The organism is Enterococcus sp. AZ109 (assembly GCF_051714625.1).
Lineage (GTDB): Bacteria > Bacillota > Bacilli > Lactobacillales > Enterococcaceae > Enterococcus_A.
In genome coordinates this window covers 403,189-416,900 of sequence record NZ_JBIOSF010000001.1, presented here as the reverse complement: position 1 = coordinate 416,900, position 13,712 = coordinate 403,189, and the positions used below count along the sequence as shown (strand labels likewise).

The following is a 13,712-nucleotide window of genomic DNA, read 5'->3' as shown; positions in this document are numbered from 1 at the left end:
ATGAAAAAAGTTTTGGTGGCCAATCGTGGTGAAATCGCAACAAGAATTTTCCGAGCTTGCAGCGAATTAAATATTAAAACAGTCGGAATTTTTGCACAAGAGGATAATTACTCCGTGCACCGCTTTAAAGCGGATGAAGCTTATTTAGTGGGTGAAGGGAAGAAGCCGATTGATGCTTATTTAGATATCGAAGACATTATTCGTATCGCTAAAGAAGCTGGTGCAGATGCGATCCATCCGGGATATGGATTCTTGTCTGAGAACCTTGATTTTGCTAAGCGCTGTGAAGAAGAAGGTTTAACATTTGTAGGACCTTCATTGCATCACTTGGATATTTTTGGTGATAAAATCAAAGCGAAAACAGCTGCATTAGATGCCGGCATTTCTTCTATTCCTGGCTCTGATGGTCCAATATCATCAATCGATGATGTGTTGGCATTTGGTGAGTCTCATGGTTATCCAATGATGATCAAAGCAGCTTTAGGTGGCGGTGGTCGTGGAATGCGGGTAGCGCATAATGAAAAGGAAGCGCGCGAAGGCTATGAACGGGCAAAAAGTGAAGCGAAAGCAGCTTTTGGCAGCGATGAAGTCTATGTTGAAAAATATATTGGCAATCCAAAACATATTGAAGTACAAATTTTAGGTGACAGTCATGGAAATGTTCTGCATTTATTTGAGCGGGACTGTTCTGTACAACGTCGCCATCAAAAAGTTGTCGAAGTTGCGCCATGCTTATCTCTGAGTGATAAACAAAGAGAGGAAATTTGTAATGCAGCTGTTCAACTGATGAAGCATGTAGGCTATATTAATGCTGGCACTGTAGAATTTTTAGTGGAAGGTGATGAGTTTTACTTTATCGAAGTGAATCCACGGGTTCAAGTGGAACACACCATTACTGAAATGATTACAGGAGTCGATATTGTTACAACACAATTATTGATTGCTCAAGGTAAAGAGCTGCATAAAGATATTGGTCTGCCAAAACAAGAAGATATTACAATGAATGGTTCTGCGATTCAATGTCGGATTACGACGGAGGATCCATTGAATGGCTTTATGCCTGATACTGGTAAGATTGATACGTATCGTTCACCAGGGGGCTTTGGCGTTCGTTTGGACGTTGGGAATGCCTATGCGGGTGCAGTCGTTACGCCGCACTTTGATTCATTATTGGTAAAAGTGTGTACCCATGCCTTGACGTTTGACCAAACAATTCAAAAAATGCAACGTTGTTTGCGAGAATTCCGAATTCGTGGTGTGAAGACCAATATTTCATTTATGAACAATGTGATCAGTCATCCGGTATTCCAAAGCGGGGATGCGAAAACAACCTTTATTGATAATACGCCTGAATTGTTTGAATTTCCGCGGGTAAGAGACCGTGGTAATAAAACCATGCGTTACATTTCTGAAATTACGATTAACGGTTTCCCAGGCATTGAGAAGGAGAAAAAGAAATTCTTCGAAGCGCCTCGTATGCCGAAAGACCTGACAGTAAAAAATATCGAAACAGCCAAACAAGTATTGGATACTAAAGGTCCTGAAGCTGTGGCGGAATGGGTGAAGAAACAGGAAAATGTGTTGCTGACTGACACAACCTTCCGTGATGCCCACCAAAGCTTATTGGCAACGCGAGTTCGTACCAACGATTTCGTGAAGATTGCCCAAGCAACTGGTAAAGCAATGCCGGAATTATTCTCTAGTGAAATGTGGGGTGGTGCGACCTTTGATGTGGCTTACCGTTTCTTAAGCGAAGATCCTTGGAAACGATTGAAGCTTTTGCGCAAAGCGATGCCGAATACCTTGCTGCAAATGTTATTTCGCGGCTCGAATGCGGTAGGCTACTCCAACTATCCAGACAACGTGCTGGAAGAATTCATTAAAGAAGCAGCTCATAAAGGGATTGATGTCTTCCGTATTTTCGACAGCTTGAACTGGATTCCGCAAATGGAAAAAAGTATTCAATTTGTCCGGGATGCTGGCAAGATTGCCGAGGCGGCGATCTGCTACACTGGGGACATTTTAGATGACAATCGTCCTAAATATAACGTACAATACTATAAAGATATGGCTAAGGAACTAGAAGCAACTGGGGCTCATATTATTGCGATTAAAGATATGGCTGGTTTGTTGAAACCACAGGCAGCTTATCGTTTAATCAGTGAGCTGAAGGCTACGACCGATCTGCCGATTCATTTGCATACTCATGATACAGCTGGCAACGGCATTATCACTTGCTCAGCTGCGGTTGAAGCCGGTGTGGATATTGTGGATGTGGCGATGAGTGCCATGAGTGGTGCCACGAGTCAACCGAGTATGAGCAGCCTGTACTATGCGCTGCAAAACGAAGGAAGAACACCAGATCTTGAGCTGGCAAATGTCCGTCAGCTGAACCATTACTGGGAAGATGTGCGTCCATATTACCGTGGCTTTGAAAACGGGATTGTGGCGGCTCAGACCGAAGTGTATCAACACGAAATGCCGGGAGGACAATACTCCAACCTGCAGCAGCAAGCCAAAGCTGTTGGTTTAGGTGATCGCTGGGATGAAATCACAGAAGTTTATCATAATGTTAATATGATGTTTGGCGATATTGTTAAAGTAACGCCTTCTTCTAAAGTAGTCGGCGACATGGCCTTGTTCATGGTGCAAAACGACTTAACGGAACAAGATATTTACGATCGCGGTGAAGAATTAAGCTATCCAGATTCTGTGATCAGCTTCTTCCAAGGGGACTTAGGTCAGCCAGTTGGCGGCTTCCCAGAAAAACTGCAAAAGATCATTTTACAAGGTCGTCCGGCTTTGACCGAACGCCCAGGCAAATTTGCTAAACCTGTTGATTTTGCGGAAGTTAAAGCGGAATTAGCGGAATTAATCGGCTTTGAACCAAGTAAAACTGATGTCTTAAGCTACTTAATGTATCCGCAGGTATTCTTAGATTATCAAAAATCTTATGCCCAATTTGGCGATGTAACGCTGTTAGATACACCAACCTTCTTTGCTGGTATGCGTCTAGGTGAAACCATCAATGTCCAAATTGAAAAAGGCAAGATCTTAATCATTCGCCTTGATGAAATTGGCGAACCAGATATCGAAGGCAACCGTACCTTGTTCTTCAACTTGAACGGTCAACGTCGTGAAATCAACGTCAAAGACACGTCAATTAAGAGTACAGTTCAAGCCAAACGCAAAGCGGAACCAACCAACCGGGAACAAATCGGAGCGACCATGTCTGGTTCGGTCTTGAAGGTCCTAGTGAAAAAAGGCGACACTGTCGAAAAAGGTCAGCCGTTAATGGTGACTGAAGCGATGAAGATGGAAACCTCTATCGACGCCCGCTATGATGGTGAAGTTGAGCATATTTATGTAGCAGAAGGTGAAAGTATTTCTTCAGGAGACTTATTAATCGAAGTAAAAGAAAAATAGGAGGGTAGTGTTGTGAAAAGAGTCTTAGGTTTCATCGGTATCTTTATCATTGTTTTGATCGGGTATTATGTGCAGCCGATTCTCTTTCCACCCGCTATCACTAGTACGCCGGTCGAACCCCCCAGTCGACCGGCTAAACGTAGTTCTCTTCGACACGAGACGGTAGCAACTGCTGGTTGTGCACAATATATCGGTTTACCAATTAGTGAAGTTGAGCCTGATATTGGTTCTCCAATTAAGATAGAGTCTAGTGGCTTTCTTTTTGAGATGCGGACGTACCCGATTGAGGGGGGACTTCTACAGGCAAATGTGGTAGAAGGTACGATCACTGCTTTAAAGGTGATCGGTGCTGAAAATAAAGAATCACCCTTTGTTTTTGGGATGACTAATAGTGATTTGGCAAAACAAATGACGTTGTCTTCTAATTTCGCCGTTGTTTACAACGACGAACCAATTGACATCGAATTAACAGAGGATGACATGCGTTTTCGTCCCTTAATCGCTTTTGATAACGGGACCTTTGCGATTCCTTTTTTTGATGGAACAAATGAAAAACTTTTTTCAGTAGCGTATTTGGATATTGAGACGTTGCTTCGAGTAATGCCTTACCATATTTACAGTGGAAATCCATTATCGTTTCAGGCTCAGGAAAGTAATTTCGATTGGGAACAAGTGAATCAACAAAAAGAGCAACAGGTGATAGACGTTGTCAATTTATATCGTTCTTTTCAAAATTTGCCTGCTTTTGAGACAAGTATAGCAGTCACTGAAGAAAGTGAAAATATGCTAGTGGATTTTTTAGAGGATCCGCAAAATGTATTGTCCCGTGATCGTCAGGATGAATGGGCAACTCTTTCAGAAGCTCGTGCTGGCAACTTCTCTTTCAGTTTAAGAGACAAGGAATTTCAAAACTTAGCTAAGAACCAGTCGATTGATCAGAAAGGTGGATTATTTTATTCGCCGGTTATTGATCCATGGTTTAGTCTATTTAACTGGATTAGCCAAGACAGATGGGCAAATCGTTTTTCAAAAGAAATGGATTATCAACTGGGCGTTGCATTTAACCAGCAAAATGTGCTAGTCTTGTTACAAGAATCAGAACGAATAAAGGAAAGTGACGAACGTTGATTATAGATGAAGCATTATTTTCCTTGGAGGATCAAACACTGCATTTAATAGAGTGTGTAAAACACAGCCAAGTCTTTCAAAATTATTTGCTTAAGAAGAAACAAATGGACAACTGTCCAGAAGTTAGCGAGTTGAAGCGTCAGTTTTTAGTTGAAAAAGAACGTTTTCAACGAGTCGCTGATTATGGTAAATTTGCACCTGATTATATGGAAAAGCAAAGAAATGCGCGTCGTGCCAAAAGGACATTGGACATGAATCAAAAAGTAGCAGAATTCCGCATAGCTGAAACCGACCTTCAAAACTTGTTGGACGAAATCAGTCAGACACTCGCACAGACGGTCTCACCGGATATCAAGGTAGATGCTGGAAATCCTTTTTTTGAAACAGGTAATCATCATTGTAAGGGGACTTGTCATGGATAATACAGAATTCACAGTACAAAAAAGGCGAGGAATCGTTATTTGGGTCTATTCGCTTAAGCAGTTAAAAACTTTAAAACGTTATGGACTGATTCATTATGTTTCACGTAAGATGAAGTATGTTGTCTTATATGTTAACGAAGAGGTCTTAGAAGAATCTGAAGAAAAACTGCGAGCACTTCATTTCGTGCGCCAGGTAGAGCGATCTTATCGTCCGGATGTGGAGATGAATTTCGCTGATCGAATTGGTACGAAAGCTGCATACCAGGTAAAAGAAGAAGAAGAATTGGATGTAGTAGAAGCAAATACAAAAATCCGGTTAGCTGAAACCGTATAATAATTAAAGGCTGTGCAAACTTGCACAGTCTTGTTTTTAGTATAGTTAAGTATAGCAATTTAAGCTTTGTGTATCTTTAAGGCTAGGAAGGTTTGTAAAATTGGACAATGCTGATCAGTATGCCGCTGGCCTATCCATCGTAAAAAGCTTATACTTTCTTCACGGTCAAAAAAAGATGAAAAATGTCTGATTTAATCAAACATTTTTCATTTTTTTCTTTTATAATATAAACAGCTTTGCAAAACAGTAGGAATTCTTCATAGGATTTAGTATGATAGATGAGAATTCCGAAAAAGAAAGGATACCCAACAATGCGAGTGGTAGCAGGAGAATTTGGTGGTCGTAAGTTGAAAACATTAACTGGTAAAACAACACGTCCAACAACTGACAAAGTAAAAGGGGCTATGTTCAACATGATCGGTCCATATTTTTCAGGAGGCAACGTGCTTGATTTGTTTGCTGGAAGCGGCTCACTGGCAATCGAAGCAGTGTCTCGCGGCATGGATCAAGCCTTTTTAGTGGAAAAGAACTTTCGAGCTATGTCAATTATTAAAGAGAACGTAGCGATGACTAAACAAGAAGATAGCTTCCATTTAATGCAAATGCCTGCTAATACAGCGATTCAGCAGCTAAGTGAACAATCTATCACTTTTGATTTGATTTTGCTAGATCCTCCATATGCGGAGCAGGAAATTACAAAGCAATTAAATGCATTAATGCGAGAAGAACTAGTTGCACAAGAGGCGGTTGTTGTTTGCGAAACCGACAAATCGATCGTGCTGCCGGAAACAATTGGTCAATTTGTCCAAAGAAAAAGACAGGTTTACGGATTGAGTGCAGTAACCATATATGATTGGGAGGCGAAATAGATGAAACGAATTGCTCTTTTTCCAGGTAGCTTTGATCCATTGACGATGGGGCACCTAGACACAATAGAACGAGGAGCCAAGTTGTTTGATGAATTAATTATTGGTGTTTTTGTGAATACTACTAAGAAGAGCCTTTTCACCGGTGAAGAACGCTTGACGTTAGTTAAAGCCTCTGTTGCTCATCTAGAGAACGTACGTGTGATTACTCAAGCCCAGAAACTGACGGTAGAAGTAGCGGAAGAGTTAGGCGTAAAGTTTTTACTGCGAGGTATTCGTAGTGTGAAGGACTATGAGTATGAAAAAGAAATTGCCTTAATGAATCGGCATTTGGACCAACAGCTAGAAAGTGTCTTTCTATTAGCGGCACCGGAATACAGTCATGTCAGTTCTAGTATTTTAAAGGAAGTTATGATATTCGACGGGGATGTGCGTGAGTATCTTCCTCAACCAGTCTATGAAGCCTTAGAAAAGAAGCGTGAACAAATTGAAAAATAAAAAAGCTCCTATTAAACAGCTGCTGCTAATTTTAGGAATTATCCTATTCGCAGCTTGTATGATTGTGCCGATTCCTTACTATGTGGAACAACCAGGTGCAACGATTGATTTGAAGGATCTGATCACAGTGAATCAGAAAAAAGATGATGAGTCAGGCTCTTTTAGTTTAACATCTGTCGGCATTCGAAGGGCGACAGCTTTTAGTGCATTGATGGCGAATTTTAATCCGTTTGAAGATGTTGTTTCGGCCGAAGAACTAACTGGTGGTGCATCCAATGATGAGTATCAGCAAATGCAACAGTTCTATATGCAGTCCTCACAAAATGCTGCAATTGAGCAAGCACTAAAACTAGCGGATAAGCCTTATGAGCTCGAATATAAAGGAGTTTATATACTTGGAGTTGAAGAGAACTCTAACTTTGCAAACGAAGTAAGTGTAGGTGATATTGTCACTCAGGTGGACGGCAATACATTTACTAGCAGCAAAGAGTTAATGGATTATGTGAAAAGCCAGAAGGTTGGTCAAGAAGTGACGGTTACCTTTACTCACGATGGCGAAACGAAGGAAGCTACGGGAAAACTGATTGAATTACCTAGTGATAAAAAGCCGGGCATCGGCATTACCTTAACTGATCATACTGAAATTAAGTCCGATGAGAATATCGATATTGACGCTGGAAATATTGGTGGACCATCTGCAGGACTTATGTTCACATTAGAAATATACGAACAGTTAATGAATGAGGATATCCGTCAGGGTGAAAAAATTGCGGGAACTGGAACCATTAGTTCTGACGGTACGGTAGGCAGAATTGGCGGCATTGATAAAAAAGTTGCCAGTGCGGTAGAAAATGGCTCAAAGGTCTTCTTTGCACCGGATGATGAAATTACTGATGAGATGAAAGAAGTTCAACCTGATATTAAAACGAATTACCAAGAGGCAAAAGAAGCTGCTAAAAAGCTTGGAACAGACATGAAGATCGTTCCAGTGAAAAATGTTCAAGATGCATTGGATTATCTAAAAAATATGAAGTAGTATTTATAGCTATGCTGGCTAAGAAATTCCAGCATAGCTATTTTTTTATTTTGTGTAGTCTTTTTTACTCAAATGAACAGCAGCTAAGATACTTAGCAGGGCCGCCAATCCTAGTACCGCAAAAAAAGTGATATTCGATCCTTCTCCAGGAATTCCTCCCGTGTTCATTCCCCATATGCCAGTAATTAAGGCAGGTATAGAAATAATTAAAGCGGCTGAATCTAGATACTTCATCAGATGGTTCAAGTTGTTATCCATCATGTCTGAGAACAATCCTCCGACCGTTTCTAGTAAATCTCGATAGATTTCAATCAGCTGTTCCGCACGATCCTGACGAAATTCGATATCATAAATGAGTTTTGCATCGTTTAAATTTTCTGCAAAATCGGTCGTTTCCCATAGTGCTTTTAAAGTTTTTGTTTGGCCTTTTAGGGTATGGTCAATAAAGACAACATCTCTTTCCGTATCAGCCATACGAAATAATTCATCATTTTTAGTGGTTTTTCGAGCAGCTTGGTCTAACTCGTCAATGGTTTCCTTCACTCGAAGTAGTTCAGCAATGTAGTGGGTGTAGACCATTAAAATAACATAAGCAACTAATTTTTCTAACGAAGTGGTCTTTTCTCGATACTTTTCAAAGAGCCGATCAATAAATTCTGATTTTTTTTTGCATGGGTAATCATTAACGTATCTGACATAATAAAAATTAGTGGCTCTAATCTTTTTTCAATTCGTAAATCTGTATCAGAAGAGAGATTCGTTAGTACGAGAATATACGCATCGTTTAACTTGGTTCCTTCTAAACGCTCTAATCTAGAGACTTCCTCCGCTTGTTCAACACCTTTGAAAATATCATCCGGCAGGTGATATTGCTCAATAATATCCTTCTGTTCCCCCTCAGTTAAGTCTTGTAAGGCCATCCAATTTCCGTTTGTTTTATCACTTTTCGTTATACCAGTATTTTCCGATAGATGATAATAGTTAATCATTTAGCATTCGTTCCTTTCTTGCTCTTTTTATAATAAAGGGTTGAGTTTATGTGCGTATTGTTGTTTTTTTTAATGTACTAAGGCCCGTTACATTCCTCAATATAATGGTTTGCTTATTACGATTATCATGAAAAAGCATTGAAACTGTCAATAAATCTGTTTTCAGCCAAAAGAGTCTTTTTTATTTTTCTGAGAAAATAAATTAACTCTTTTGCGTATATTAAACTAGAAAGGAGTAGAATAGTGAAATTTGATGAACAGCAAAAAAAGGTCGCAATGCTTGCTGGAGGAGCAGTCTTTTTTCTAATCTTATGGTTGGTGCTTCGAGCACCTGCCAAGACAGCTAGTGAGGAGTTGCTTTTTACTACACAAGAAACCACCACGACTTCTACTACGAATAGTCATGACCAAGCTACTGTCGATTGGTTTGTAGATTTAAAAGGTTCAGTAGTAAGTCCAGGAATGTATCGCATTAAGGAAGGGATGCGATTAATGGATGCAATTGAACTAGCAGGTGGTTTTAGCGAAGAAGCAGATCGAAATCAAGTGAATTTAGCCAAGCTATTGTCAGATCAAGAAATTATTTATGTTCCAAAAGTAGGGGAAGAAATCCCGATTATCCAAGAGACTGGGCAAGGAACTATCGCGACTGACAAAAGCGAAGACACAGAAAAAATTAATATCAATACAGCAGATTCGTCACAATTGCAGCAACTATCTGGAATCGGTGTAAAGAGAGCTCAGGACATTATTAATTATCGTGAAGAAAACGGCAGCTTCCAATCGATAGAAGATTTAATGAATGTTTCTGGGATCGGTCAAAAGACGCTTGAAAATTTACGCAACTCGATTACAATATAAGAAAGAAACAGGAGAGGAAGAAGAAGTTGACCACTGAAAGAATTCCTTGGGACCAGTATTTTATGGCACAAGCCGTTTTATTATCTTTACGTAGCACTTGTACCCGTTTGGAAGTGGGCGCTACAATTGTTCGCGACAAACGCATTATTGCTGGAGGCTATAATGGTTCAGTGAGCGGTGATGTTCATTGTATTGATGAAGATTGCTACGTAGTGGATGGACATTGCCTTCGTACAATTCATGCAGAAATGAACGCTTTGTTGCAATGTGCAAAATTGGGAATTGCGACTGATCAAGCAGAAGTTTACGTGACTCATTTTCCTTGCCTGCATTGCACAAAAGCTTTACTGCAAGCGGGTATTAAGAAGATTCATTATTTAAAAGATTACCGCAACGATCCTTATGCGGTAGATTTAATCCGTCAAGTAGGCGCTAGCGCTCACCAAGTACATTTAGAGAGTAAGTATTTTTCGAAGCTTCAATTAGGAGAAGATGCTGCCGCATTACCTAAAGAATAAGTCCTATTTGAAGAATTATCTTATATTGCCGATTTTAGTTGCTGCTCTAACGGGAAGCTTGTTTTATCATTTCCATTGGGTATTCATTTTGTTCCTCATTGTATTGTTGATTCGAATCTGCTGCATGAACAACCACAGGTTAGTAGCTGTGACTGTTTTGTGCAGTTTTTGTGTTGGTTTTAGAGCCTTTATTTATGTCCAAAGCTTCCAGACACCACCTGAAAAAATCCATGAGGAAGTTCTGCAAGTTTTTCAAGACACGATCAAAGTCGAAGGAAATTCACTGCGTTTTTCAGCAAAAAATAAAACTGGAAAATATCAGGTTTATTATCGATTGAAAAGCGAGGAGGAGCAAAAGCTTTGGCTACAAGAACAATTGCCAGATTATGTATTACTGAACGGGTCTTTTTCCCAATCAGAACCTGTGCGTAATTTGCATGGCTATGATGTGCAAAAAAATAATCTTAGTCAAGGAATAATGGGTACAATTCAAGCTGATTCAGTAGTTAGTAAACGAATCAGAGGGTACTCTTTTTCTAAATTGCGGGCTCATTTGATCTTTCATACGCAAAAAAAATTTCCCAAACGGCTAGCTAGCTACCTAAATGCTTTAGTAATAGGGTATAAGGATGAGAATTTTGAAGACTATACAGAGGGCTATCAGCTTAGCGGTCTAATGCATTTGTTCACACTATCAGGCCTGCATATTCAATTCTACTTAGGTGGCTTACAACTGCTGTTGACTCGCTGTGGGATGATCCGTGAGTCACGGTTAGCTGTTTTAGTGATTGTTGGTATTGCTTTAATTTTTTTATGTGGAGGCGGAGCCAGCGTATTGCGAGCGGTAATCAGTTATTTGGTCGCATTTATTTGCCAAACATTTGATTGGCAGTTGTCAGGTCTAGATAAGTGGGCACTTATGCTTTTTTTATTACTTTTAATTCGTCCGTTAGTATTTTATTCGGTGGGCGGACGATTAAGTTTATTTTTCGCATTAATATTATTGCATTTGAAATATATTTCCTCAAACAATCTAGCACAGAGTTTAATATTTCCATTTCTAGCATTTCCATCTTTGCTCTATGAATTTTCAGAGTGGTCCATTGTTTCAGGAATATTTACGCTTATGATGATGCCAGTGTTTAGCTGGGTAATCTTACCCGGTTGTCTTTTTTTATTTTTCGTGAGCTTTCTTATGACACCACCAGTATTCATATTGGAGGTATTGGAAGGTGTATTCTTACTATTAGAGAAAGTCCTATTAATAGGCTATATTCCGTCTATAGTAATTGGTGAACCCAGCTTTTTGTTATTTATTGTCATGATTATTTCCCTAATGTGGTTGATTCATCGATGCAAATATCATGAGAAAATTTTGAAGCCAATTGTCTTACTCTTATGTATGACGCTAACGATTCCTTTTTCGAGTCGAGGGCTGGTCGCCTTCATCGATGTGGGACAAGGCGATAGTATTTTTATTAAGCTTCCTTTTCATGGTGAGACCTTTTTAATTGATACAGGTGGTCGCTTGGGATTTAAGCAAGAGGATTGGCAACAACGAAAATTAAAACCGCCTTCGGATTACAACATCTTGCCATTGGTTAAAGGAGAAGGATATCGAACAATAGATCACCTGATTATTACCCATAATGATGCCGATCACATGGGTGAATTACTAAATGTGACAGAAAAATTAGTAGTAAAAAACTTATACTTAGGCAAAGGGTCAGAACAAGAGCTAGTACCTGTTTTAAAACAGATGAAACAAAGACCAAAGATCCATTTAGTCAAGGAAGGTGATAAAATCGGCAAGCAGCTTAGTCTTCATGTTTTATCACCTAAAATTAGTGACGGAAGCAATAACAGTTCACTAGTCACTTATCTTTCAATCAATGGCAAGCGTTTTTTGTTAACTGGTGACTTGGAAAAAGCCGGTGAAGAAACACTAATCAAAAATTACCCTAAACTACAAGTGGACATTTTGAAAATAGGCCATCATGGCAGTAAAACCTCCACCAGTCCTGCCTTTTTGAAACAACTTGAACCAGATGAAGTTGTAATTTCTGCTGGGAAAAATAATCGTTATGGTCATCCGGCTTCTGAAACGCTGGAGACCTTGCAAGCAGAAGAAACAACGATCTACCGAACGGATCAACAAGGGATGATTTATTATGAATGGTATCCTTTTGGGCAGTCGGAAAAATTAAAAACCATGATAGCTTTTCACGAATAATCATGGTAGCATAAAACAGCAGGAGGGAAGTCATGAATACACACGAAGCACTTCAAGCCATTCGCAGCCAACCGCTGCAGCCGGTTTATCTAATTACTGGAACAGAAGATTATTTACAGCAGGAGCTGCGCCAGGCCTTTATGGAGCGGATGAAAGCGGATGATTTAGAAGAATTGAACTTTATGTCCTTTGACATGGAGGAAAGCACTATTGATCAAGTGGTGGGAGAAGCTGAATCTATGCCCTTTTTCGGCGATTATCGTATGGTCTTTGTCGAGAAGCCTTATTTTCTTACTGGTGAAAAGAAAGCTTCTGCGCCAGAGCAGGATATTGATGCCCTATTGAACTATCTGAAGCAACCGCTGGACTCAACTGTGTTAGTCATTTGGGCAGCGTATCCCAAATTAGATGCCCGCAAAAAAATCACTAAAGCACTCAAAAAACAATCTGTTCTGATTGATGCCGCACCTCTTCAAGAAGGCGATCTTCGAAACTTTTTGCAACGTTATATTAGTAATGAAGGGGCAAAAATTTCTCGAGAAGCGTTCGATTTATTTTTGCGGTTAACGGATTTTGATCTGTCGAAGGCAATGAATGAATTGAATAAGCTGCTGCTGTTTGCAGGAGAGGGTGGGACCATCACGTTACAGCAGGTAGAAGACTTAGTACCCAAGACGTTGGAGCACAATGTTTTTGAACTGACTGAGCAGGTGCTAAAGGGCAATGCGGAGAAGGCCTACCAAACATATGAAGAACTGCATATTCAAGGGGAAGAAACGATTAAATTAAACGCTATTTTGATTGGTCAGGTTCGTTTACTGTTGCAGACAAAAATTTTACAAAAGATCGGTTATCAGCAAGCAAATATTGCTGAAACATTAGGAATTCATCCATACCGAGTGAAATTGGCAATGCAGCAGGTAGCAAAGTTTCCGCTGCCAACATTGTCAGAGATGTATGACCAGCTGGTGGAAAACGACTATCAAGTGAAGATTGGACAATTGGATAAGGAGCTGGCTTTTCAGTTATTTATCTTGAAAACAACGGCTAAGATCAAATAAAAAAACCGATCATTACGATCGGTTTTTATTATTTAGCTAATTCACGTGCTAAGCGAGCTTTGTCACGGTTGGCTTTATTTTTATGGATTAATCCTTTTGATTCAGCCATATCAATTGCTTTTACCGCTGCTTTGTGAAGCTCATTAGTATTTTCAGCTCCTGCTGCTACAGCTTCTTCAAATTTCTTGATAGTTGTGCGCATAGCGCTCATTTGTGAAGAGTTTTTTGCACTTGCGTTTTCGCTTGTGCGAACACGTTTGATTGCAGATTCAATGTTTGGCAATGGTTTCACCTCCGAATTCAGTCTTATACGGAAATTCCGTACAATTCAACATTACTC

The 13,712-nt window shown here is 39.8% G+C and carries 12 protein-coding genes and 1 pseudogene; 11 read left to right on the top strand and 2 right to left on the bottom strand.

Going from position 1 to position 13,712, the window contains the following annotated elements:
• From IGI42_RS02010 to IGI42_RS01980, 7 genes are all read left to right on the top strand, one after another.
• The gene (locus tag IGI42_RS02010) at positions 1–3,426 is read left to right on the top strand and encodes a pyruvate carboxylase (protein ID WP_438713959.1); all 3,426 of its coding nucleotides are present in this window, start codon (positions 1–3) and stop codon (positions 3,424–3,426) included.
• 12 nt (positions 3,427–3,438) lie between these two features.
• Positions 3,439–4,554, top strand: coding sequence for a CAP-associated domain-containing protein (locus IGI42_RS02005; RefSeq protein WP_438713958.1), 1,116 nt, complete (start codon positions 3,439–3,441; stop codon positions 4,552–4,554).
• Positions 4,551–4,976: a YlbF family regulator gene (locus IGI42_RS02000; protein ID WP_438713956.1), complete on the top strand. Its 426-nt coding sequence runs from the start codon at positions 4,551–4,553 to the stop codon at positions 4,974–4,976. The genes IGI42_RS02005 and IGI42_RS02000 overlap by 4 nt, the downstream gene beginning before the upstream one ends.
• Entirely contained in the window at positions 4,969–5,310 is a 342-nt protein-coding gene (locus IGI42_RS01995; RefSeq protein WP_438713954.1) for a YlbG family protein, read from the top strand. The genes IGI42_RS02000 and IGI42_RS01995 overlap by 8 nt, the downstream gene beginning before the upstream one ends.
• Positions 5,311–5,588: 278 nt before the next feature.
• Positions 5,589–6,179, top strand: a complete 591-nt coding sequence (rsmD, locus tag IGI42_RS01990; RefSeq protein WP_438713952.1) for a 16S rRNA (guanine(966)-N(2))-methyltransferase RsmD — start codon at positions 5,589–5,591, stop codon at positions 6,177–6,179.
• Positions 6,180–6,674, top strand: coding sequence for a pantetheine-phosphate adenylyltransferase (gene coaD / locus IGI42_RS01985; RefSeq protein WP_438713951.1), 495 nt, complete (start codon positions 6,180–6,182; stop codon positions 6,672–6,674).
• Positions 6,655–7,710 carry a SepM family pheromone-processing serine protease gene (locus IGI42_RS01980; protein ID WP_438713950.1) on the top strand — a complete coding sequence of 352 codons (1,056 nt, stop codon included), beginning with the start codon at positions 6,655–6,657 and terminating at the stop codon, positions 7,708–7,710. The genes coaD and IGI42_RS01980 overlap by 20 nt, the downstream gene beginning before the upstream one ends.
• A 45-nt stretch (positions 7,711–7,755) precedes the next feature.
• On the opposite strand, the pseudogene IGI42_RS01975 reads toward IGI42_RS01980, so the two are convergent.
• Positions 7,756–8,699, bottom strand: a pseudogene (locus IGI42_RS01975) (magnesium transporter CorA family protein).
• Between the two features lie 243 nt (positions 8,700–8,942).
• Between IGI42_RS01975 and IGI42_RS01970 the strand changes: the two are divergent.
• The 4 genes from IGI42_RS01970 to holA are packed head-to-tail and all read left to right on the top strand — an operon-like array spanning position 8,943 to position 13,372.
• The gene (locus tag IGI42_RS01970; RefSeq protein WP_438713948.1) at positions 8,943–9,560 is read left to right on the top strand and encodes a helix-hairpin-helix domain-containing protein; all 618 of its coding nucleotides are present in this window, start codon (positions 8,943–8,945) and stop codon (positions 9,558–9,560) included.
• Positions 9,561–9,586: 26 nt separating this feature from the next.
• Positions 9,587–10,078: a ComE operon protein 2 gene (locus tag IGI42_RS01965; RefSeq protein WP_438713946.1), complete on the top strand. Its 492-nt coding sequence runs from the start codon at positions 9,587–9,589 to the stop codon at positions 10,076–10,078.
• 7 nt (positions 10,079–10,085) lie between these two features.
• The gene (locus tag IGI42_RS01960) at positions 10,086–12,311 is read left to right on the top strand and encodes a DNA internalization-related competence protein ComEC/Rec2 (protein ID WP_438713944.1); all 2,226 of its coding nucleotides are present in this window, start codon (positions 10,086–10,088) and stop codon (positions 12,309–12,311) included.
• A 32-nt stretch (positions 12,312–12,343) separates the two neighbouring features.
• Entirely contained in the window at positions 12,344–13,372 is a 1,029-nt protein-coding gene (gene holA / locus IGI42_RS01955) for a DNA polymerase III subunit delta (protein ID WP_438713943.1), read from the top strand.
• Positions 13,373–13,400: 28 nt separating this feature from the next.
• Here holA and rpsT read toward each other — a convergent pair whose 3' ends face one another.
• Complete coding sequence (gene rpsT / locus IGI42_RS01950) at positions 13,401–13,655, bottom strand: 30S ribosomal protein S20 (protein ID WP_010758954.1); 255 nt, start codon at positions 13,653–13,655, stop codon at positions 13,401–13,403.
• Positions 13,656–13,712: the final 57 nt, after the last annotated feature.